This is a genomic window from Microbacterium sp., assembly GCF_035277845.1.
GTDB lineage: Bacteria > Actinomycetota > Actinomycetes > Actinomycetales > Microbacteriaceae > Microbacterium.
The window spans coordinates 1-21,895 of the sequence record NZ_DATEJS010000234.1 but is presented as its reverse complement, the minus strand read 5'-3'; the positions used below and the strand labels follow the sequence as shown (position 1 = coordinate 21,895).

Sequence of the window (21,895 nt, the reverse complement as noted above, 5' to 3'; positions counted from 1 at the left end):
GACGACCGAGGCAGGCTCACACTCCGACGCGGAGGGTCGGCAGGCCGAGCGACACCGCGCGCGGCGCGCCCTCGGCGACGCCGACCTGTGCCGGGATGCCGCACGACTCCGCCTGGCTGCGGTCCCACGCGTCGCCGGCGCGGGTGCGGCGGATCCGCAGCGGCGCGTCGCCCTGCGCGTCGGCGAGCAGATGGAACGGCGCCGCGTGCGTCACGATGACCGAGACGACGTCGCCGGGCCGCGGCAGGTCGGAGCCGGCCGGCACTTCGAAGTGCACGAGGCGGTTGTCCTCGGCGCGGCCGGTGAGGCGGTGCGTGGTGGCATCCTTCTTGCCCTCGCCGGTCGAGACGAGCACCTGCAGCTCGCGGCCGAGCTGCTTCCGGTTCTCCTCGAGCGAGATGCGCTCCTGCAGCGCGACGAGGCGGTCGTAGCGGTCCTGGACGACGTGCTTCGGCACCTGGTCGGCCATCGTCGCGGCGGGGGTGCCCTCGCGGATCGAGTACTGGAACGTGAAGGCGGCGGAGAAGCGCGCCTGCTCGACCACCCGCAGCGTGTCTTCGAAGTCCTCGTCGGTCTCGCCGGGGAAGCCCACGATGATGTCGGTCGTGATCGCGGCGTTCGGGATCTTCGCGCGCACGCGGTCGAGGATGCCGAGGAACCGTTCGCTGCGGTACGACCGGCGCATCGCCTTGAGGATGCGATCGCTGCCGGACTGCAACGGCATGTGCAGCTGCGGCATGACGGCGCCGGTCTCGGCCATGGCGTCGATGACGTCGTCGGTGAAGGCGGCCGGGTGCGGGCTCGTGAAGCGGATGCGCTCCAAGCCCTCGATCTCGCCGGCGGCGCGCAGCAGCTTGCCGAAGGCCTCGCGGTCGCCGAACTCGACGCCGTAGGAGTTGACGTTCTGACCGAGCAGGGTGACCTCGATGGCGCCGTCATCGACGAGCAGCTTGATCTCGCTCAGGATGTCGCCGGGCCTGCGGTCCTTCTCCTTGCCGCGCAGGCTCGGGACGATGCAGAACGTGCAGGTGTTGTTGCAGCCGACGGAGATCGACACCCACCCGCTGTACACGCTGTCGCGCTTGGTGGGCAGGGTCGAGGGGAACACCTCGAGCGCCTCGAGGATCTCCAGTTCGGCCTCGCCGTTGTGGCGGGCGCGCTCGAGCAGGCTCGGCAGCGATCCCATGTTGTGCGTGCCGAACACGACGTCCACCCAGGGCGCCTTGTCGAGCACGGTGTCCTTGTCCATCTGGGCGAGGCATCCGCCGACGGCGATCTGCATGCCGGCGTGCTGGTCTTTGCGGGACTTCAGGTGGCCGAGCGTGCCGTAGAGCTTGCCGGCGGCGTTGTCGCGCACCGCGCACGTGTTGATGACGACGACGTCGGCTTCGGAGCCGGCCTCGGCGCGGACGTAGCCGGCGCTCTCGAGCGAGCCGGACAGCCGCTCCGAGTCGTGCACGTTCATCTGGCACCCGAAGGTGCGGACCTCGTAGGTGCGCGCATGGCCGTCGGGCGCCGTCGCCGCGGCCGACGGCGCGATGATCGTCGGTGTCGAAGAGGGGGAAGTCATGATCCGGTCATTCTACGTTCGCCGCCTGTGAGTGGGCGCGCACGAGCCGCGGCGACAGGGCCGTCCACCCGGCCATGCCGAACGTCACGTACACCGCGGCGAACGAGGCCTGCAGGTCCGCGAACTGGGCGTTGGAGGTCGTGGCGATGATCATGAGCACGAGCCCGTAGAGCGCCAGGAACAGGTACCAGGGCCGGCGCCCGGTGAAGAACCCGATCACGAGAACGGTGAGGACCGCGAAGCTCAGGAGGCTCCAGATGTCCTGGGCGGGGATCGAAGACGAAGCGCCCAGGTTCTGGATGATCGTCCCGCTGACGCTGACGAGGCCGGTGAGCGCCCAGATGACGAGCGCGACGCCGGCGATCAGCCGGATCAGCAAACCGGGCATGCGTCCGCGCGGGCGGTGCATCCATGCGTTGAGCCCGACCCCGGTCCACCCCATCAGGATCAGCACGCCGAGCCCCACGCCCAGGTAGGACGCCAGGTCGATGGCCGGCTGGACGAACGGCAGCTGCACGATCCCCTGCGCGACCGGATCCTGCACGAGGTCGAGGGAGGCCAGGATGACGGCGGCGAGTTCGATCGCGGTCGCCGCGATCACGACGATGAAGCGCATCAGCGCCCGTCGCCGCAGCGGCGAGAAGGCGACCAGCGCCGCCCCGACCACCGGGAGGAGCGTGACGAGCGCCCCCTGTCCACCCGGGACGGTGGTCAGATACCGGATCATCGCCGGCAGTGACGACACCTGCGCCACGAGGCACACGACCAGCATGGCGACGTCGAAGCCGTACATCCTGCGTGCGCCCGCCGGTTCGAATCCGGCGTGCGCCCCGGCGTCGTCGGCGACGTCCGCGGGAGAGCCGAGTGTCGCGAGGACGGAGCCGACGGGGTGGCCGTCGGCGGTGGCGGCCGCGATGTGCGCCCGCACGTCGCCCACGATCGCGGACCGGCGGGCCGCCGGCATCCCCGACAGCGCCGAGGTCAGCTCCCACACGTAGCGCTCCTCGGCCACGGTGGTCTCCACGGGACTTCCCTGCTCCGTCGTGTTCATGGCTTCGCTCCCCTCACTTCGGTCTCGGTCTCGATCTCGTGCCATGCCCAGGTGAACATCTGCAGCCTGCGCATCGGGCGTCCGTGGGGGCGCAGTCTGGATTCGTCGCGTGCCCACCACTGTGCCATATGCCCCGCCGCCGCTTCGGCAGGCGGACGTCCCCACGCGCACGGCTCGGACCGCACGGGGCAGGACGGAGCCGGAGCGAGGTCAGGCGAAGTACGGACCGCGCGGGCGGGTCTGCTCGTCGAGCGCCTGACGGGCCGCCGTCATCGCGATGTGCGACGGGTAGCCGCGCCGGGTGAGCTGTCCGACCAGCCGGCGCAGCGCCGCCTGCGGGTCGAGGCGGGCCATCGCGGCCGCCTTGGACCGTGCGTAGTCGAGCGCGCGCTCCAGATCGTCGTCGGGAAGGTCGGCCAGGGCGGCATCGGCGATGTCGCGCGGGATGCCCCGCCCCGACATCGTCTGGGCGATCGCCTGGCGCCCCTGGCCCTTGCGGGTGGATCCGGCGTGCACGAGCTGCTCCGCGAGGGCAGCGTCGTCGAGATAGCCGCTCGCCTCGAATCGCCCGACCATGTCGTCGATGTCGTCGCCGGCGAGGTCGAACCCGACCAGCACGCCACGGGCCTCGCGGATCGAGAGCGACCTCGTGCGGAGCTTGCGCAGCAGCGCCTTCTCCGCGAATTCGAGGTGCCCCTGCGGATCGGGCTCCGCCGAGACCGCCTCCGTGGGCATCGACTCCGCGGGCACCGGCTCCTGGTCGAGTTCGACGAACCGCACCGTGCTGCGTCGCTGCGGCGGACGCCCCGTCTGGTCGACGTCCGCGAACGCCGGATGGTTCGGCGCGATCGCCTGGGCGGATGCCGCGGCGGAGGGCCGGGGCATCCGCTCGGCGAACAGCGGGATGACGGGAGCGATGTCGTCGCGCTCGGAGTCTTCGCCCCCGCTCCACTCGTTCACGATGCGTCCGCGCTCACGCCGTGCGCTTCTGCGCCAGTTCGTCGTCCGGAGCCTCGACCGCGGCACGCGGCACCCCGATGCCGAGCTTGACCTTGATCTTCTGCTCGATGTCGGCCGCGATGTCCGCGTTGGCGATCAGGAAGTTGCGCGCGTTCTCCTTGCCCTGCCCGAGCTGGTCGCCCTCGTAGGTGTACCAGGATCCGGACTTCTTCACGATGCCGTGCTCGACGCCGAAGTCGATGAGGCTGCCTTCGCGGGAGATGCCGATGCCGTAGAGGATGTCGAACTCGGCCTGCTTGAACGGCGGAGCCATCTTGTTCTTGACGACCTTGACGCGGGTGCGGTTTCCGACCGCGTCGGCGCCGTCCTTCAGGGTCTCGATACGACGGATGTCGAGGCGCACGGAGGCATAGAACTTGAGCGCCTTGCCGCCCGCGGTGGTCTCGGGCGAGCCGAAGAACACGCCGATCTTCTCGCGCAGCTGGTTGATGAAGATCGCGGTGGTCTTGGTCTGGTTGAGGCCACCGGTGAGCTTGCGCAGCGCCTGCGACATGAGGCGGGCCTGCAGACCGACGTGCGAGTCGCCCATCTCGCCCTCGATCTCGGCGCGCGGCACGAGGGCCGCCACGGAGTCGATGACGACGAGGTCGATGGCGCCGGAGCGGATCAGCATGTCGGCGATCTCGAGCGCCTGCTCACCGGTGTCGGGCTGCGAGACGAGGAGCTGGTCGATGTCGACGCCGAGCTTCTTGGCGTACTCGGGGTCGAGCGCGTGCTCGGCGTCGATGAACGCGGCGATGCCGCCGGCACGCTGCACGTTCGCGATGGCGTGCAGGGTCAGCGTGGTCTTACCCGACGACTCCGGACCGTAGATCTCGATGATGCGGCCGCGCGGGAGCCCGCCCACGCCGAGTGCGACATCCAGCGCGATCGAACCGGTCGGGATGACTTCGACGGGAGCGCGCTCGTCGCTGCCGAGACGCATCACCGAGCCCTTTCCGAACTGACGGTCGATCTGGGCGAGGGCCGATTCCAGGGCCTTCTCGCGGTCTGCCTGAGTGGGCATTGCTCCTCCTGAGGATGCGTTCCGGATGTCTCCGGGCTCTGTGCTGCCGCCTGTAGGCTGTCGCGCTCCGACCGGATTCACCGGGCAGGATGCTGCGACAAGGCGTCGGTGTCGTTCACCACCGCACACAGTACGAGGGGGTTCCGACATCGACCCCTCGCAGGGTGCGATGCCGCCTCGAACTGTGGACAGTCACGTGAACCACCACCGTTGTGGACAGACTACGCAGTCCTCGAACGCATCTTCGACGACACGCCGGATGGCGAGGACGGATTCCGCACGGTTCGCGTCAGCGTCGCGCGTGCGGCTCCCGCCGGCCGGCGCCGTGCCGGTGCGAGACGGGCACATCCATCTCGACGCACAGCGCCATCCAGACATCCCGGGGGGCTATGCCTTCCGCGAGTGCCTCCCGCGCGGTGCGTCCGCCCACGCCCGGCAGGCCGAGGTCGCTCACCAGGGTCGCCGAACGCGCGCCGAACTCCCGTTCGACGGCGCGATCGAACTCGCTCCGGCGCACCGTGTCAGCGCAGCGACAACTCGGGGCCCACCGACGCCACCAGGTCGTCGGGGACGACGTCCGGGACCATCTGCAGACCCTCGATGACCGCCATCCGGTCGCCGACCTCGTGCATGATCACCGACACGGGTGTGTCGAGCGCGTCGGCGACGGACGCCAAGATCTCGCTCGACGCCTCTTTCTGCCCGCGCTCCACCTCGCTGAGGTACCCCAGCGCCACCGACGCCTTGCCGGCGACCTGTCGAAGGGTGCGCCCCTTCTGCAGTCGGAGATCGCGCAGAACGTCACCGATCTCCTGTCGTACCAGAACCATCGGAGCCCCCTTCACTCTGCTCGCGTCGGACGCGGCGCGCGTCCTGATCTCGATTGGCTGGTCAGTCTACCTGACGTCATGCTCACCGTAACCCGTGATGCTTCCTACTCGCGGACCTTCATGGTGTGAAACCGCCGCGAAAGGTCCACTATTCCGGGCGCGCCAGACAATCGTTCGCCGCACGCAGCGCGTGCCGCACGGAAGCCGCCCGGATCTCGTCGCGGTCGCCGCTCAGCCGGAGCGAGACCACGAGGTCGTCTCCCGGCCACGCGATGCCCACGTGCACGGTGCCGACCGGCTGCCCGTCGGGCGAGTCCGGTCCGGCGATGCCGGTCGTCGCGATCCCCAGATCGGCATCCCTCCCGTCGATCGCCGCGGCCCGCCGCACCCCGACCGCCATCTGCCGGGCGACCTCGGGGTGCACCGCCCCGTGCGCGGCGAGCAGGGCGGCGTCCACGCCGAGCAGGGACTGCTTCAGCTCCGTGGCGTAGGCGACCACTCCCCCGCGCACGAACGCCGACGCGCCCGCGATGGAGACGAGGGATGCCACGACGAGGCCGCCGGTGAGCGACTCCGCCACGGCGACCGTCCAGCCGCGTGCCCCGAGAGCGGACAGCAGCGCCTCGGCCTCCCGGTGCACATCGGGAGCGATCACGTGGCCGCCTTGCCGCGGCGGCCGCGCACCTCGCTGACGACGTAGTCGACGCCGCTCGCGATGGTGAGGACGACGGCGATCGTCATCGTGACGCCGTTGACCCAGAAGACCCAGTCGCCGACGAGCGTCCACAGGGGCGCCAGTGCAAGGGTCAGCGCGACAGCCTGTGCCACGGTCTTGAGTTTGCCCATCCAGGCTGCGGCGAGCACATGGTCGCTGATCACCAGGAACCGGTACACGGTGATGCCGACCTCGCGCACGAGCACCACGATCGTGATCCACCAGTCCAGCTCGCCGAGGATCGACAGGCCGACGAAGGCGCAGCCCGTGATCACCTTGTCGGCGATGGGGTCGAGGATCTTGCCGAGGTCGGTGACGAGCTCGTACCTGCGGGCGAGCCAGCCGTCGATGCCGTCGGTGGCGATGGCGAGCACGAACAGCACGGCCGCCCACCACCGCAGCGCCCCGTCGTGACCGGCATCGGCGAGGAGCATCCACAGGAAGACCGGCGCACAGACGATCCGGACGATCGTGATCGCGTTCGGCAGCTGCCGGGGAACAGCCATGTCAGTCGCGCCCCGTCAGGCCCCAGGCATCCTCGTCGCCGTCCTGGTCGTCGACCGGGAGGCCCTCGTACTGCTTCTCGATGGCATCCTCGCCGTACCGGTCGTCGTCGGCGGCAGCCGGGGCGGCGGTGGCAGCGGGGACGTCCTCGCCGCGCAGCCGGGCGAGCACCTCGGGCAGCTGCTCCGGGGTGACCAGCACGTCCCGCGCCTTCGACCCCTCGGACGGCCCGACGATCTCGCGGGATTCCAGCAGATCCATGAGGCGGCCCGCCTTCGCGAACCCGACGCGCAGCTTGCGCTGCAGCATGGACGTCGAGCCGAACTGCGTCGAGACGATCTGCTCGGCGGCGGCCAGCAGCAGCTCGAGGTCGTCGCCGATGTCTGCGTCGACCTCCTTCTTCTCGACCACGGCCTGCACATCGGCGCGGTAGTCCGGCCGCGCCTGGCCGGTCACGTGCTTGACGACCTTCTCGATCTCCGCCTCGCTCACCCAGGCGCCCTGCACACGCAGGGCCTTGGACGAGCCCATGGGCAGGAACAGGCCGTCGCCCTGCCCGATGAGGCGGTCGGCGCCGGGCTGGTCGAGGATGACGCGCGAGTCGGTGACGCTGGTCACCGCGAACGCGAGTCGCGAGGGCACGTTCGCCTTGATGAGACCCGTGACGACGTCGACGGAGGGACGCTGCGTGGCCAGCACCAGGTGGATGCCGGAGGCGCGGGCGAGCTGCGTGATGCGCACGATCGAGTCCTCGACGTCGCGCGGCGCGACCATCATGAGGTCGGCCAGCTCGTCGACCACCACGAGCAGATACGGGTACGGCTTGAGCACCCGCTCGCTGCCGACCGGCAGCTGGATCTCGCCGCCGATGACGGCCTTGTTGAAGTCGTCGATGTGGCGGAACCCGAACGACGCGAGGTCGTCGTACCGCATGTCCATCTCCTTGACGACCCACTGCAGCGCCTCAGCCGCCTTCTTGGGGTTCGTGATGATGGGCGTGATGAGGTGCGGGACGCCGGTGTACGACGTCAGTTCGACGCGCTTCGGGTCGATGAGCACCATGCGCACCTCGGACGGCTTCGCGCGCATCAGGAGGCTCGTGATCATCGAGTTCACGAAGCTCGACTTGCCCGAGCCGGTGGATCCGGCGACGAGCAGGTGCGGCATCTTGGCGAGGTTCGCGACGACGTACCCGCCGCCCACGTCCTTGCCCACACCGATCGTCATCGGATGCGTCGAGCTCTGCGCGGCGCTCGAGCGGAGGATGTCGCCGAGCGTGACGATCTCGCGGTCGCTGTTGGGGATCTCGACGCCGATCGCGCTCTTGCCGGGGATCGGAGCCAGGATGCGCACCTCGTTGGAGGCGACCGCGTAGGCGATGTTGTTGGTGAGCGCGGTGATGCGCTCGACCTTGACGCCCGGGCCGAGCTCGATCTCGTACTGCGTGACCGTCGGGCCGCGCGAGAAGCCGGTGACCTTCGCATTGACCTGGAACTGGTCGAGCACACTCGTGATCGCGGCGACCACGGCGTCGTTCGCCTCGGAGCGCGCCTTGTGCGGGCTGCCCGCGGCCAGGGTCTGCGCCGACGGGAGCCGGTAGGGCGCGCTCGGGGGCATCCCCTCGCTCGCGCCGCCGATGCCGGACAGCCCCGGCAGCGTGCCGTCGTCGATGATCTCGGTGAGGCTGTCGTCCTTCAGCCCGGTGCGCGCCGCGGACGCCGCCTTCTGGGCACCGGCGAGCACGGCCGGGGTCACGACGTCGGAGAGGTCGTCGGTGCCGGACTCGGCGATCGGGGCGATCACCTGGTCGAAGCCGCCCTGCGACTGACCGGGGGTGAGCAGTTCGGTGAGCGCCTGCGAGTCGACGTCGTGGTCGGCATCCTTCTCGCGACCCGACTTGTTGCGTCGCCACCACGGCAGCGCGGGGTCGGCGGCGTCGGACGGCTCGTCGGGGCTGAAGGCCACCGTCGGACCGGTCGCCGCGGACTCGGCCGGCTCGCGCCGCTCCGCGCCGAACATCCACGCGTACAGGTCGCCGAGCCGGCGGCCGATGCGGTTCGGCGGCGTCTTGGTGAGGATCAGGATGCTGAGTGCGGTGAGCACACCGAGCACGACGTCCGCGCCGATCCGGGTCAGCAGCATCGCGAGCGGCTCGCCGAGCATCCAGCCGAAAAGGCCCCCCGCGGCGCTGAGCGCCGGCAGCCCTTCGCTCGGCGCGGGCCGGCCGCCGCCGACGTGGCAGAACCCGGCCAGCGAGACGATGAAGATGAGGAAGCCGATGCCGATCCGGCCGTTGTCGTGCACCGACGCCGGATGCCGGAACAGCCAGCCGGCGAGAGTGACGAGGATCACCGGCATCACGAACGCGACACGGCCGACGAGCCCGCCGACCGAATACGCGCTGATGTACATCGACGCATCGGTGCCGATCAGGAACCACTCGACGACGGCTCCGGCGACGGCCAGCAGCACGAGGAGGAACGGCAGGCCGTCGCGGCGCTGCTCCTTTTCGAGCGTTTCGGGCCCGAACGCGCGGAAGAGCCCGCCGACGCCGTGCGCAAGCCCCATCCAGGCGCGCTGCGCGACCGGCGGCTTCTCGGGCTCACCCACGTAGCGCTTCGGTGTGGGGGCGGGTTTGCGGGCGCGCGAAGACGAGCCCGCTGAGGCGGGCTTCGCAGGCGTGCGACCACGCGTGGTCGAGCCGGTGCTCTTGGCCATTACTCCACGGTACGACGAACCCCCGACAATCGCCGGATCGACGCGGGCTCCCGGCGGTTCAGGCCTCGATGACCAGCGGCACGATCATCGGTCGGCGCCGCAGCTTCTGGGCGACCCAGCGGCCGATCGTGCGGCGCACCACCTGCGAGAGCGCGTGGTTGTCGCGCACGCCGTTGCCCGCGGCCTCCGCCAGGGCGCCCATGATCTTCGGCACCACCTCGTCGAACACGGAATCGTCCTCCGCGACACCCCGGGCATGGATCTCCGGGCCGGAGATGACCTTGCCCGTGGAGGCGTCCACGACGACGATCACCGAGATGAAGCCCTCCTCGCCGAGGATGCGGCGGTCCTTGAGGTCGGCGTCGGTGATCTCACCCACGCTCGCCCCGTCGACGTACACGAAGCCGAGGTCGAGCTGACCGACCACCGATGCGACGCCGTCGCGGAGGTCCACCACGGTGCCGTTCTCAGCGATGATGGTGCGCTCCGGCGCGATGCCGGTGTCCTGCGCGAGTTTGGCGTTGGCCATCAGATGCCGGTACTCGCCGTGCACCGGCAGGACGTTGCGCGGACGGAGGATGTTGTAGCAGTACAGCAGCTCCCCGGCCGCGGCGTGACCGGAGACGTGCACCTTGGCATTGCCCTTGTGCACCACTGTGGCGCCGAGCTTGGTGAGGCCGTCGATGACGCGGTAGACCGCGTTCTCGTTGCCCGGGATGAGGCTCGAGGCCAGGATCACGGTGTCGCCCGGACCGGGCTCGATCGCGTGGTCGAGGTTCGCCATCCGCGACAGCACCGCCATGGGCTCGCCCTGCGAGCCGGTGGACATGTAGACGATGCGGTCGTCGGGCAGGTCCTTGGCCTTCTTGTAGTCGATCAGCACGCCGTCGGGCACCTTGAGGTAGCCCAGGTCTTCGGCGATCGTCATGTTGCGCACCATGCTGCGGCCGAGGAACGCCACGCGTCGGCCGTGGGCGGCGGCGGCATCCAGCACCTGCTGCACACGGTGCACGTGACTGGAGAAGCTCGCCACGACGACGCGGCGCGGCGCCCTGCCGATCACCTGGTCGAGCACGGGGCCGATGGAACGCTCGGTCGGGGTGAATCCCGGGACGTCCGCGTTGGTCGAGTCGACGAGGAAGAGGTCGACGCCCTCCTCCCCGAGCCGGGCGAACGAGCGGAGGTCCGTGATGCGGCCGTCGAGCGGCAGCTGGTCCATCTTGAAGTCGCCGGTGGCGAGCGCCGTGCCGGCGGGGGTGCGGATCGCGACGGCGAGGGCGTCCGGGATGGAATGGTTGACGGCGACGAATTCGAGGTCGAACGGGCCGATCTGCTCGCGCTGACCCTCGCGCACCGTCAGCGTGTAGGGCTTGATGCGGTGCTCCTTGAGCTTCGCCTCGACGAGCGCGAGCGTCAGGCCGGAGCCGATGAGCGGGATGTCGCGGTTGAGCTTCAGCAGGTACGGCACCGCGCCGATGTGGTCCTCGTGCCCGTGGGTGAGCACGACGCCGACGATGTCGTGCAGCCGCCCGCGGATCGGTTCGAAGTCGGGCAGGATCAGGTCGACGCCCGGGTGGTGCTCCTCGGGGAAGAGCACGCCGCAGTCGACGATGAGCAGCTTGCCCTCGTACTCGAACACGGTCATGTTGCGACCGACCTCGCCGAGGCCGCCGAGCGGGATGACCCGCAGGGTGCCCGGCGGGAGTGCGGGCGGATCAGAGGGGTTGGTCATCGCGCTTCCTATCGAGTCGTGTCCGCTCGGGCTGTGGGTGCCGGGGTTCAGCGGGTCGTGCCGTGCACCTTCGGCAGAGCGCCGCCGGCGGCCGCGTTGCGGTCGGGGCGGAAGTCGGAGAAGTCGGCACCCGGAACGTCCTTGACGAGAGCGAGCTCGTCTTCGATCATCGCGGCCTCCCACTCCTCCGGGCCGACCAGGGGCAGCCGCACGCGCGGGCTCGAGATGCGCCCGAGGCCGTGCAGGATGTACTTCACCGCGACGGTGCCGGGGACGTGGGTCATGGCGGCCCGCACGAGCGGCTCGAGGCGCTTGTGCTCGGCGGTCGCGGTCTTGAGGTCGCCGCGGTTCACAGCGTCCACGATGGTGCGGTACGGCGCGGCCGCGATGTTCGCGGTGACGCCGATGAGCCCGGTGGCGCCGATCGCCAGGTGCGGCAGCACGTTCGAGTCGTCGCCGGAGAAGTACATCAGGTCGGTCTGGTTCAGCACGCGGCTGACCTCGCTGAAGTCGCCCTTGGCATCCTTCACGGCGAGGATGTTCGGGTGCTTGGCCAGGCGCAGGATGGTCTCGTACTTGATCGGCACACCCGTGCGGCCGGGGATGTCGTACAGGATGACGGGCAGGTCGGTCGCGTCCGCGACGAGGCGGAAGTGGGTGAGGATGCCCGCCTGGGTCGGCTTGTTGTAGTACGGGGTGACGATCATGATGCCGTCGGCGCCGGCCTTCTCGCTGGCCTTGTACAGCTCGATCGCGTGCGCGGTCTCGTTCGAGCCGCCGCCCGTGATGATCTTGGCCCGGCTGCCCGCGACGGACTTGCCCACCTCGACGAGGCGGAGCTTCTCGGCATCGGTCAGGGTCGAGGTCTCACCGGTCGTCCCCGTGACCACGACGCCGTCGCAACCCGCGGTGATGACATCGTCGATGTGCTTCTCGACGGCGGGCCAGTCCACTTCGCCGTCGGCCGTCATCGGCGTGACGAGCGCGACCAGCACCTGTCCGAAGGGATTGCCCGAGTGTGTCATGCTCTCCAGGTTATCGGCTCCGCCCAGGGTCAGTTGCGGCCGCGCTCCCCGAGACGGGCGGTGAGACGGTCGGGGGCGAGCGGCAGCAGCCGCCGGATCACCTTGTAGCGCAGCGACGGCACCGAGATCGAGCGTCCGCGGGCGGCATCCCGCAGCCCCTCCCGGACGACCGTCCGCGCGTCGAGCCACATCCACCCGGGGATGCCCTCCTGGCCGGGCCGCAGGCCGAGCCGCGCGTGGAAGTCCGTGTGCACGAAACCCGGGCAGACCGCCGTGACGGTGACGCCCCGCGGGGCGTACCGGACGTTTGCCCACCGGCTGAACTGCACGAGCCAGGCCTTCACCGCACCGTATGTCGATCGCGGCATGAACGCGGCGATCGACGCCACGTTGACGATGCGTCCCCGTCCGCGGGCGAGCATCGGACCGAGCGCGGCGTGCATGAGACGCATGGACGCCTCGTCGTGGAGGCGCAGGTGGCGCACCTCGTCGGCGATGTCGTTGCGCTCGAACGCCAGCGACAGCCCGAAGCCGGCGTTGTTGACGAGCACGTCGATCGGATGCGACTCGTCGGCAAGCCGCGCCTCCACCCCCGCGCGGGCGTCGTCGTCGAGCAGGTCGGCGGGGAGCACCTCGACCGCGACGCCGTGGGCCCCCAGTCGTACGGCGAGTGCATCGAGGGCCTCACGGCCGCGCGCGACGAGCACCAGGTCGCAGCCGCGTTCGGCGAGCTGCCGGGCGAACTCCGCGCCGATCCCCGAACCGGCACCGGTCACGAGCGCGGTGGGCATCAGCGTCCCAGCCGCAGGAACCGGTAGCGGATGCCGGTGCGCGAGGTCATCCACCCGTCTGCCGGTGGCTCCTCGGACACCACGGCCCAGCCGTCCATGTCGGGCGCCGTCGTGTCGCCGTCGACCTCGACGTCGAGCTCGGTGACCTCGAGCCGGTCGGCGCGGGCGATCGCGGCGCGGAAGATCTGCCCGCCGCCGATCACCCAGATCCAGTCCGGTGCACCGGTCGCGGCGCGCGCCAGGCCCTCGTCGAGGCTGCGCACGATCTCCGCTCCGTCGCCGAGGCCGTCGTGCGAGGTCACCACGATGTTGCGGCGGCCGGGAAGCGGGCGGTAGCGCTCCGGGAACGACTCCCACGTGCGCCGTCCCATCACCACGGGCGCGCCGAGCGTGAGCTCCTTGAAGTGCGCGAGATCTTCGGGCACATGCCACGGCATCCCGCCCTGCGCGCCGATGACGCCCCCGTGCGCCTGCGCCCAGATGAGTCCGATGCCTGTCATACGGCGACGGCGGCGCGGATCGCGGGATGGTGCTGATAGCCCTCCACGACGAAGTCCTCGTACGTGTAGTCGAAGATCGAGCCGGGCGTGCGCGCGAAGCGCAGCGTGGGCGCCGGATAGGGGTCGCGCGTGAGCTGCTCGGCGACCTGCTCGCGGTGGTTGTCGTAGATGTGGCAGTCGCCGCCCGTCCAGACGAACTCCCCCGGCTCGAGACCGGTCTGCTGGGCGATCATCATCGTCAGCAGTGCGTACGACGCGATGTTGAACGGCACCCCGAGGAACAGGTCGGCGCTGCGTTGGTACAGCTGGCAGGAAAGCCGGCCGTCGGCCACGTAGAACTGGAACAGGGCGTGGCAGGGCGCGAGCGCCATGTCCGGGATGTCGGCCGGGTTCCACGCCGACACGATGAGGCGCCGCGAGTCCGGGTTCTGCCTGATCTGCGCGATGACGTCGCTGATCTGGTCGATGTGCCCGCCGCCGGCGGTGGGCCAGGAGCGCCACTGCACGCCGTAGACCGGGCCGAGCTCGCCCGCGGCATCCGCCCACTCGTCCCAGATCGTGACCCCGTTCTCGCGCAGCCAGCCGACGTTGGACTCGCCGCGCAGGAACCACAGCAGCTCGTACGCGATGGACTTGAAGTGCACGCGCTTGGTCGTCACGAGCGGGAACCCCTCGCTCAGATCGAAGCGGATCTGACGGCCGAACAGGCTCGTCGTCCCCGTGCCGGTGCGGTCGCTCTTGTGCGTGCCATGGGCCAGGACGTCGCGCAGCAGGTCTTCGTACGGGGTCGGGGTGCTCACGGAAACCACGATACCGACCGGGTCGGACACTTCGGCTCGCTGCGCTCGCTCAGTGCATCGAATCGGCTCCGGCGGTGCTCGGAGGAAGAATCTGATGAATATGTCACTCGTATAGCGTTATTCTGTTCTGTCATGGGTCTGTTCGTCGCGTGCATGCTGCTTGCCGCGCTCGTTCTCGCCGCCGTGATCGGCGGGATCGCCGTCACCTGGTACCGGAACCGCACCGCCCCGCCGCCCCTCGGCGACGAGGTCGTCGAGCCTCGTCGGCTCGGAGCCGACGCGCTCGGCGAGCAGGCGACGCTGCTGCAGTTCAGCACCCGCACGTGCGCCCGCTGCCCCGGTGTGCACCGCACGCTCGCGGAGGTCGCGCGCAGCCGGTCCGGCGTCGTCCATCTCGACGTCGACCTGACGCACCGGCCCGACATCGCCCGGCACTTCCGGGTGCTCCAGACGCCGACCACCCTGGTGCTCGACCGCCACGGCGTCGTGCAGACCCGGTTCGGCGGCATCCCGGGGCGCCGCGTCGTCGAGCTGGAGGTCAGCCGCGTCGCGGCGCAGTCGCTCGCCGCGCCGTCCCTCGCCGCGCCGTCGCTCGCCGAGTAACTGCTCGGACGTCCTGACGTTAGGCTGGCCTCGGCGCATCCGCGTCGCACCAGACCCGCGCGCCTGCATCCGGGCGCCGCTCCACACCCACCCGGAGGAATCCATGAGTGTCACCAGCGAAGCCACCGCCACCTGGAGTGGCAGCCTCGTCGAGGGCTCGGGCGAGTTCGCCCTCGAGAGCTCGAACCAGGGACCGTTCCCCATCAACTGGAAGGCTCGCAGCGAGGGTTCGACGTCGGTCACCACCCCCGAGGAGCTCATCGCGGCCGCGCACGCCTCGTGCTACAACATGGCGTTCTCGAACGCGCTGGCCGAGAACGGCACCCCGCCGCAGAAGCTCGAGACGACCGCATCCGTCACCTTCATCCCCGGCACCGGCATCACCGGCAGCCACCTGAACGTCAACGCCGAGATCGCGGGCCTGTCGGCCGAGGACTTCAACCGCCTCGCCGAGGAGGCCAAGGCGGGATGCCCCGTCTCGGCGGCGCTCGCGGGCATCGAGATCACCATCGAGGCGACGCTGGCCTGAGCTTCCCCGCTCGACGACGAGGCCGTGCCCTGCGGGGCACGGCCTCTTCTCGTGTCAGGATGCGCGCGCGACGCGCTCTAGCTTGATGGCCGTGCGCACCGCGTCGCGCGCGCGGCGGCGGTCTCCGGCGGCGTCGTAGGCCAGGCCGAGCCGGTACCACGCGCGCCAGTCGTCCGGGTGCGCCTGCACGTCGTCCCGGTAGTGCGGGAAGACGGCTTCGGCATCGGCGCGAATCACGCGGCCACTCTCGCGCACCTCGACCTCGTCGGCGGGAAGCCCGCCCTCCGCCTCGAGGCGACGTCCGATCTTCTCGGCGCGGAAGCCGAACCAGAGCTCGCGGCCGAGCGCCCAGCCTGCGACGACCGGCAGGATCAGCAACGCGACGCCCATCGCGATCGCCACACCGGTGCCGGTGCGCAGCAGAGCGAACGCCCAGTTCAGCGAGATGATCAGGTACAGCACGAGCGCGACGGACATGATCGCGACGCCGATCCGGGTGCTCATGGGCGCGGCGCCCCGATCCCGATGTCGATGACGCTGTCGAGTCCGACGACGACGCCCTGCACCGAGAGCGCATGCTGCAGGGCGAGCCGGATGCCGGGCGCGTACGCCTCGGCCGGCTCGACCGTGTCGTGAACGATCGACAGCGACTCCCCCGCGCCGGAGAGGATGACCTCCTGCTTGGCGATCACCCCGGGACGACGCAGCGAGTGCACCGGGACGCTCGCGACCTGCTGCCCGCGGGCGCGCTGGTCGGCGAACGGGGCGTCGACCGGTCCCTGCTCGGTGCGGGCGGCCGCGATGAGCTCGGCGGTGCGCACCGCCGTACCGCTCGGCGAGTCGATCTTGGTGTCGCGGTGCGCCTCGATGATCTCCACCGAGTCGAAGAAGCGCGCGGCGGCCGCGGCGAGCGCCGAGCCCAGCACGGAGCCCAGCGAGAAGTTGGGGACGAACAGGACGCCGGTCTCGGCGGCGTCGGCGAGGGGGCGGATCGCGGCGATCCGCTCGGCCGACCAGCCGGAGGTGCCGACGACGACGGGGACGCGCTGCGAGATCGCCGCCCGCACCACCTCGCCGGAGACGGCGGGGGTCGTGGCGTCGATCACGAGGTCGGCGTCACCGATCGCGGACAGGTCGTCGCGGGAACCCAGCTGCGCGGCGAGCTCGAACCCGTCGGCGCCGCGTACGACGTCGCAGATGATCCCCCCGAGCTTCCCGGAAGCCCCCACCACTGCCACACGCGTCGTCATGGTTCCAGCCTATCCGGGCCTCCGTCGCCGCCCGGTCGTACAGTGGGCGGATGGCATCCCTGCGCCCCTCCCCCGTCGATGCCCCCGACGCGCACGCCCTGCTCGAGGAGTACTTCCACTCCCGCGAGATCGGCTTCGCCCATCAGGGCGTGGAGTACGCGATCCGCTTCCCGGATGCCGCCGCGTTCGAGCCGCCGGCGGGCATCTTCCTGGTGCTCGACGACGGCGACGTGCCGAGCGGATGCGGAGGCATCCGGCGCCTGCCGGACGGTCCCGCCGGGATCCGGTACGAGGTGAAGCACCTGTACGTCCGCGAGACGGGACGCGGCCGGGGCTGGGGCCGGATGCTGCTGGACGCGCTCGAGTCCCATGCCCGGGGGTGGGATGCCGCCGAGCTGGTGCTCGACACGCACCACTCGCTCGAGGCCGCGGCCGGCCTCTACCTCTCGAGCGGCTACACCGCGGTGGAGCGCTACAACGACAACCCCAACGCGACGCGCTGGTACGCGAAGAGCCTCGGGTGAGGCGAGGTCAGACCGGGGGGACCTCGGGCAGGCCGGTGCGCAGCTCGAAGGGCAGGTGGGCCAGGTCGTTGTGTGTGACCAGGCTCCAGGGCCGCCCCTGACGCTGCGCGATGATCGTCAGCCCGCAGTGCGCCTGGTTCAGGGTCATCCAGCGCCAGGCCGGTGCGCCGAGCACTTCGCGGACGAACCAGCCGATGACGAAGTTGTGCGTGATCAGCAGCTCGTGCACGTCACCGGGCTTGCGCACCAGGAACTCGCTCGTGGCATCCGCCATCTGCGCGGCGCCCGCCTCGATCTCGGCCTCGGTGACCGAGCCGAAGAACGACTCGAACGCCGCGGGGGTCTCGGGCGTCATGCCGGTGGGCACGCAGTCGAACAGCAGGGCGCTCGCCTGCGGCTCGATCGACGGCAGCCGCTCGGCGACGGCGTGGGCCGTCTGCGCGGCGCGCTCGAGCGGAGAATGCCATACGGCGTCCAGCGGCACGCCGGAAAGGCGATCGGCCAGCAGCTCCGCCTGGCGGCGTCCCCGCGCGGACAGATGGCCGTCGGCGAGGCCGTGCTCGGCATCCTGATGCTCACCGTGACGCACGAGGTAGATGTAGTGCGTCATGTGCGATTCCTCCCGGTGCCGATGCCCGCCGGATGCGGGCACACGGTCAACCACCCTACGTCAGAGTCGACGTCACTCGGCTGCGCGGGCGATCTCGGCCAGCTGAGCGCGGCTGAGATGCACGCCGACGCCCTGCACGACCTCATCGAGCTGCTGGGGGCCCGCGGCGTCGACGATCGGGGCCACGATGATCCGCTGCGCGAGCAGCCACGCGACCGCGACGGCGCTCCCCGAGACGCCCAGGGCCGCACCGACCGACGTGAGCGCGCGCTGCAGGCGCACAGCGCGCCGCTGCGGCGACTGCGACCACTGCGACGGACGCACGGCCCGGGCGACGAGCTGGGCGGCGGACGGGGCGTCTGCGGCGATCAGGGAGCGCTCCACGGGGTGGGACGCCGTCACGGCGATGCCCTGGGCGCCGGCGACGAGGCGCAGATCGCCGTCGAGGCCCGAGCGGCGCAGGACGCTGTACGGGGCGTCGAGCACCGTGAACCGGGGGTATCCCGCAGAGGCGAGGATGCGCGCTTCGACCAGCTGCTCCGCGCTGAACCGGTACGCGGCGAGCGCGCGCACCTTGCCCGACCCGATGAGCCACTCCGCCGTCGCGAGGGTGTCGTCGACGGGGACGGGTTCGCCGGTGCCGTCGAGGTAGAGCACGTCGATGCGATCGGTGCCGAGCCGTGTGAGGGAGGCCTCGACGGAGCGCACGAGGTTGACCGGGCCGAGCCCGCGGTTGTCGGGGTGACCGCCGACGCGGGCGGCCAGCACGATGTCGTCACGCAGTCCGCGCGTGCTCAGCCACTGTCCGACCGCCTGCTCGCTGCGACCGCCGTTCCAGCTGTCGGCGACGTAGACCGCGTTGCCTCCGCGCGAGACGTAGGCGTCCATGGTCTGGTCGGCGCCGTGCTGCGCGACCGGTCCGCCGAACGCACGACCGCCGAGGATCAGCGGGAAGATGTCGAATCCGGTCTCGCCGAGCGGGACGCGGATGCCGCTTCCGACTGCGGGGCCCTGCACCGGGATCGGGGCGGACGGGTGCGTGGGCAGGGCATGCGTCGCGGCTTCACGGGCACTGCGGCGGGTCGCGGGCACGGGTGATGACGACGTCTGCTGACCGACATTCAAGTTCGACATGGTCACCCCCGCGAGCATCCGGTTTGCCTGAGTTGCCGCCACCGGCGCCCCCCAGCGCTTGATAACGAGGCTATGCGACGGCACCTGGGAAACCGCGCCGGAACGCGGCGTTCCGGCGAACAATTCCGTAACTTTTCCGTCACACTCCTGAGGAGCCCGCTCCCGCCACTCCTGATACCGGCCGCAGACGACGGATGCCCGCCCCCGGACGGGGACGGGCATCCTCTTCGACCTGCGGGAGGATCACTCCGCGACGGCGACCTCGACCTCGGCGGGCTCTTCGGTCACCGGCTCGAGCGACAGCTTGCCGCGGTCGTCGACCTTGCCGATGCGCACCAGCAGCTTCTGGCCGACCGAGAGCACGTCGTCGACGTTCTCGACCCGCTTGCCGCCGGTGAGCTTGCGCACCTCGGAGATGTGCAGCAGGCCGTCCTTGCCCGGCAGCAGCGACACGAAGGCGCCGAACGCGGCGATCTTCACGACGGTGCCGAGGAACTGCTCGCCCACCTCGGGGTTGTGCGGGTTGGCGATCGCGTTCACCTGGGCGCGCGCGGCCTCGGCCGACGGGCCGTCGACGGCGCCGATGTAGACGGTGCCGTCCTCCTCGATGGAGATGTCGGCGCCGGTCTCGTCCTGGATCGCGTTGATCGTCTTGCCCTTGGGGCCGATCAGTTCGCCGATCTTGTCGACCGGGATCTGCACGCTGATGACGCGCGGCGCGGTCGGCGCCATCTCGTCCGGCGAGTCGATCGCGCTCGTCAGCACGTTGAGGATCGTGATGCGGGCTTCGTGCGCCTGCTTCAGGGCGGCCGACAGCACCGACGACGGGATGCCGTCGAGCTTGGTGTCGAGCTGGATCGCGGTGACGAACTCGCTCGTGCCGGCGACCTTGAAGTCCATGTCGCCGAGGGCGTCCTCGGCTCCCAGGATGTCGGTCAGCGCGGCGTAGCGGGTCTGGCCGTCGACCTCGTCCGAGACGAGGCCCATCGCGATGCCGGCGACGGGGGCGCGCAGCGGCACACCCGCGTTCAGCAGCGACAGGGTCGACGCGCACACCGAGCCCATCGACGTCGAGCCGTTGGAGCCGAGCGCCTCGGACACCTGACGGATCGCGTACGGGAACTCCTCGCGGCTGGGCAGCACCGGCACGAGCGCGCGCTCGGCCAGGAAGCCGTGCCCGATCTCGCGACGCTTCGGCGAACCGACGCGGCCGGTCTCACCGGTCGAATACGGCGGGAAGTTGTAGTGGTGCATGTACCGCTTGTGCGTGACCGGCGACAGCGAGTCGATCTGCTGCTCCATCTTGAGCATGTTCAGCGTGGTGACGCCCAGGATCTGGGTCTCACCGCGCTGGAAGATCGCCGAACCGTGGGCACGCGGGATGACCTGCACCTCGGCGTCCAGCGGACGGATGTCCGCCAGGCCGCGGCCGTCGATGCGCACACCCTCGGCGAGGATGCGACCGCGCACGATCTTCTTGGTCACCGACTTGTAGGCGCCGGACACCTCGCCGAGCGCGGATGCCGGCAGCTCGCCGGCCTCGACGGCGGCGGCCACCTCGGCCTTGACGCGCTCCTTGACCGCGTCGTCGGCGTTCTGGCGCTCGATCTTGTCGGCGATCTGGTACACGCCGACGAGCTCGTCGTAGGTGCGACCGGCGACGAAGTCGTACGTCTCCTGCGCGTAGGGCGGGAACACCGGGTACGGCTGGATCTCCTTGGCCGCGACGTTCGCCATCGCGGTCTGCGCGGCGACGAGCTCCTTGATGAAGGGCTTCGCTGCCTCGAGACCCTGCGCGACGACCTCTTCCGAGGGCTTCGTGGCGCCGGCCTTGATGAGGTTCCAGCTGTTCTCGGTGGCCTCGGCCTCGACCATCATGATCGCGACTTCGCCGTCCGGCAGCACGCGGCCGGCGACCATCAGGTCGAAGACGGCGTCCTCGAGCAGCTTCGCGTTCGGGAACGCGACCCACTGGTCGGCGTGGTCGCCGTGTCCCGGGATGAGAGCCAGGCGGACACCGGCGATCGGGCCCGAGAACGGCAGGCCGGAGATCTGGGTGGATGCCGACGCGGCGTTGATCGCGAGGGCGTCGTAGAACTCGCCCGGAGCGATCGAGAGCACGGTGACGACGATCTGCACCTCGTTGCGGAGGCCGTCGACGAACGACGGGCGCAGCGGGCGGTCGATCAGACGGCAGACGAGGATCGCCTCCGTCGACGGGCGGCCTTCGCGGCGGAAGAACGAGCCGGGGATCTTGCCGGCGGCGTACGAGCGCTCTTCGACGTCGACGGTCAGCGGGAAGAAGTCGAAGCCTTCACGGGGGCTCTTGCCGGCGCTGGTGGCCGACAGCAGCATGGTTTCGCCGTCGAGATAGGCGGCGACTGCGCCCTGCGCCTGCTGGGCGAGGCGTCCGGTCTCGAACCGGACGGTGCGGGTGCCGAAGCGTCCGTTGTCGAGGACGGCTTCAGCAGCGGTGATTTCCGGACCTTCCAAGAGGTCCCTCTCTTTCCTCTTTGGACCTTCCCCTACCTGGGGAGGGCCTGATTTAGGCTCGCACCGTCCGTATGACGGGCGAGCATGCCAGAGACCGCGGGCATCCGAGAGTCCACGCACCTGCGCGAGCATGACGCACTGCGGTCGCGTCCACCCTATCAGCGGCTTCCTGACCGCAGCCGGAGCCGGGGCGCGGATGATCGACAAAGCGGGCGGATCGTCCTACCCTTGAGCGCATGCGCCTCATGCGCAACGCACGCCTCATTCGTCACATCGGCATCAGCGCGGTCGCCATCGCCCTGGTGGGCTGGGTCGTACCCGCAGCCGTCGCAGCCGACGGCCCGGCGCCGTCCGCCCCCGGATACCCGACATGGTCCGACGTCCAGCACGCCCGGCACAGCGTCGCGGCGACCGACGCGGAGGTGCGCCTGGTCAAAGCGGCGCTCGATCGCGCGCAGCAGGCGTCGGCCGCGGCATCCGCGGCCGCGTT

General features: G+C 70.4%; 22 protein-coding genes and 1 pseudogene. 4 read left to right on the top strand and 19 right to left on the bottom strand.

Translation table 11 applies throughout. From position 1 onward, the window contains the following. Positions 1 to 16: 16 nt before the first annotated feature. The 14 genes from miaB to VJR25_RS10210 form a co-directional block, all read right to left on the bottom strand. A complete protein-coding gene (gene miaB / locus VJR25_RS10275; RefSeq protein WP_324114878.1) occupies positions 17 to 1,570 on the bottom strand; it encodes a tRNA (N6-isopentenyl adenosine(37)-C2)-methylthiotransferase MiaB in 1,554 nt (517 codons plus the stop codon). A 7-nt stretch (positions 1,571 to 1,577) separates the two neighbouring features. Further along, a complete protein-coding gene (locus VJR25_RS10270; RefSeq protein ID WP_324114877.1) occupies positions 1,578 to 2,621 on the bottom strand; it encodes an HAAS signaling domain-containing protein in 1,044 nt (347 codons plus the stop codon). Positions 2,622 to 2,831: 210 nt separating this feature from the next. Continuing rightward, the gene (locus tag VJR25_RS10265) at positions 2,832 to 3,581 is read right to left on the bottom strand and encodes a regulatory protein RecX (RefSeq protein WP_324114876.1); all 750 of its coding nucleotides are present in this window, start codon (positions 3,579 to 3,581) and stop codon (positions 2,832 to 2,834) included. A gap of 13 nt (positions 3,582 to 3,594) precedes the next feature. After that, complete coding sequence (gene recA, locus VJR25_RS10260; protein WP_324114875.1) at positions 3,595 to 4,647, bottom strand: recombinase RecA; 1,053 nt, start codon at positions 4,645 to 4,647, stop codon at positions 3,595 to 3,597. A gap of 289 nt (positions 4,648 to 4,936) precedes the next feature. Next, positions 4,937 to 5,164 (bottom strand): DUF3046 domain-containing protein, encoded by a 228-nt coding sequence (locus tag VJR25_RS10255; RefSeq protein WP_324114874.1) that lies wholly within the window; start codon positions 5,162 to 5,164, stop codon positions 4,937 to 4,939. Between the two features lie 4 nt (positions 5,165 to 5,168). Continuing rightward, positions 5,169 to 5,477, bottom strand: coding sequence for a helix-turn-helix transcriptional regulator (locus VJR25_RS10250; RefSeq protein WP_324114873.1), 309 nt, complete (start codon positions 5,475 to 5,477; stop codon positions 5,169 to 5,171). A gap of 148 nt (positions 5,478 to 5,625) precedes the next feature. After that, positions 5,626 to 6,132, bottom strand: coding sequence for a CinA family protein (locus VJR25_RS10245; protein ID WP_324114872.1), 507 nt, complete (start codon positions 6,130 to 6,132; stop codon positions 5,626 to 5,628). Further along, complete coding sequence (gene pgsA, locus VJR25_RS10240) at positions 6,129 to 6,698, bottom strand: CDP-diacylglycerol--glycerol-3-phosphate 3-phosphatidyltransferase (RefSeq protein ID WP_324114871.1); 570 nt, start codon at positions 6,696 to 6,698, stop codon at positions 6,129 to 6,131. Before pgsA ends, VJR25_RS10245 begins: the two co-directional genes overlap by 4 nt. Before the next feature lies 1 nt (position 6,699). Continuing rightward, the gene (locus VJR25_RS10235) at positions 6,700 to 9,414 is read right to left on the bottom strand and encodes an FtsK/SpoIIIE family DNA translocase (RefSeq protein WP_324114870.1); all 2,715 of its coding nucleotides are present in this window, start codon (positions 9,412 to 9,414) and stop codon (positions 6,700 to 6,702) included. Between the two features lie 58 nt (positions 9,415 to 9,472). After that, complete coding sequence (locus VJR25_RS10230; protein ID WP_324114869.1) at positions 9,473 to 11,146, bottom strand: ribonuclease J; 1,674 nt, start codon at positions 11,144 to 11,146, stop codon at positions 9,473 to 9,475. A 47-nt stretch (positions 11,147 to 11,193) separates the two neighbouring features. Continuing rightward, on the bottom strand, positions 11,194 to 12,171 hold the full coding sequence (gene dapA / locus VJR25_RS10225) for a 4-hydroxy-tetrahydrodipicolinate synthase (RefSeq protein WP_324114868.1): 978 nt from the start codon (positions 12,169 to 12,171) through the stop codon (positions 11,194 to 11,196). A 29-nt stretch (positions 12,172 to 12,200) separates the two neighbouring features. After that, positions 12,201 to 12,962 carry an SDR family NAD(P)-dependent oxidoreductase gene (locus tag VJR25_RS10220; RefSeq protein WP_324114867.1) on the bottom strand — a complete coding sequence of 254 codons (762 nt, stop codon included), beginning with the start codon at positions 12,960 to 12,962 and terminating at the stop codon, positions 12,201 to 12,203. Beyond that, positions 12,962 to 13,462, bottom strand: coding sequence for a dihydrofolate reductase (locus VJR25_RS10215; RefSeq protein ID WP_324114866.1), 501 nt, complete (start codon positions 13,460 to 13,462; stop codon positions 12,962 to 12,964). The genes VJR25_RS10220 and VJR25_RS10215 overlap by 1 nt, the downstream gene beginning before the upstream one ends. Next, the gene (locus tag VJR25_RS10210) at positions 13,459 to 14,271 is read right to left on the bottom strand and encodes a thymidylate synthase (RefSeq protein ID WP_324114865.1); all 813 of its coding nucleotides are present in this window, start codon (positions 14,269 to 14,271) and stop codon (positions 13,459 to 13,461) included. Before VJR25_RS10210 ends, VJR25_RS10215 begins: the two co-directional genes overlap by 4 nt. Positions 14,272 to 14,394: 123 nt before the next feature. Here VJR25_RS10210 and VJR25_RS10205 point away from each other — a divergent pair, with 123 nt between their 5' ends. Both VJR25_RS10205 and VJR25_RS10200 read left to right on the top strand, forming a co-directional pair. After that, positions 14,395 to 14,865, top strand: coding sequence for a thioredoxin family protein (locus VJR25_RS10205; RefSeq protein WP_324114864.1), 471 nt, complete (start codon positions 14,395 to 14,397; stop codon positions 14,863 to 14,865). 103 nt (positions 14,866 to 14,968) lie between these two features. Continuing rightward, positions 14,969 to 15,394, top strand: coding sequence for an OsmC family peroxiredoxin (locus tag VJR25_RS10200; RefSeq protein WP_324114863.1), 426 nt, complete (start codon positions 14,969 to 14,971; stop codon positions 15,392 to 15,394). Positions 15,395 to 15,448: 54 nt separating this feature from the next. Here the strand turns inward: VJR25_RS10200 and VJR25_RS10195 are convergent, their stop codons facing one another. Both VJR25_RS10195 and dapB read right to left on the bottom strand, forming a co-directional pair. After that, positions 15,449 to 15,898: a hypothetical protein gene (locus tag VJR25_RS10195; protein ID WP_324114862.1), complete on the bottom strand. Its 450-nt coding sequence runs from the start codon at positions 15,896 to 15,898 to the stop codon at positions 15,449 to 15,451. After that, positions 15,895 to 16,644 carry a 4-hydroxy-tetrahydrodipicolinate reductase gene (gene dapB, locus VJR25_RS10190; RefSeq protein WP_324114861.1) on the bottom strand — a complete coding sequence of 250 codons (750 nt, stop codon included), beginning with the start codon at positions 16,642 to 16,644 and terminating at the stop codon, positions 15,895 to 15,897. Before dapB ends, VJR25_RS10195 begins: the two co-directional genes overlap by 4 nt. A 50-nt stretch (positions 16,645 to 16,694) precedes the next feature. Here dapB and VJR25_RS10185 point away from each other — a divergent pair, with 50 nt between their 5' ends. Further along, positions 16,695 to 17,168 carry a GNAT family N-acetyltransferase gene (locus tag VJR25_RS10185; RefSeq protein ID WP_324114860.1) on the top strand — a complete coding sequence of 158 codons (474 nt, stop codon included), beginning with the start codon at positions 16,695 to 16,697 and terminating at the stop codon, positions 17,166 to 17,168. Between the two features lie 7 nt (positions 17,169 to 17,175). On the opposite strand, the gene VJR25_RS10180 is transcribed toward VJR25_RS10185, so the two are convergent. The 3 genes from VJR25_RS10180 to VJR25_RS10170 form a co-directional block, all read right to left on the bottom strand. Beyond that, complete coding sequence (locus VJR25_RS10180) at positions 17,176 to 17,778, bottom strand: histidine phosphatase family protein (protein ID WP_324114859.1); 603 nt, start codon at positions 17,776 to 17,778, stop codon at positions 17,176 to 17,178. A 72-nt stretch (positions 17,779 to 17,850) separates the two neighbouring features. Continuing rightward, a complete protein-coding gene (locus VJR25_RS10175) occupies positions 17,851 to 18,912 on the bottom strand; it encodes an aldo/keto reductase (protein ID WP_324114858.1) in 1,062 nt (353 codons plus the stop codon). Between the two features lie 243 nt (positions 18,913 to 19,155). Next, a complete protein-coding gene (locus tag VJR25_RS10170; protein ID WP_324114857.1) occupies positions 19,156 to 21,405 on the bottom strand; it encodes a polyribonucleotide nucleotidyltransferase in 2,250 nt (749 codons plus the stop codon). A 236-nt stretch (positions 21,406 to 21,641) separates the two neighbouring features. Between VJR25_RS10170 and VJR25_RS10165 the strand changes: the two are divergent. After that, a pseudogene (locus tag VJR25_RS10165) lies at positions 21,642 to 21,895 on the top strand (hypothetical protein); the annotation flags it as partial.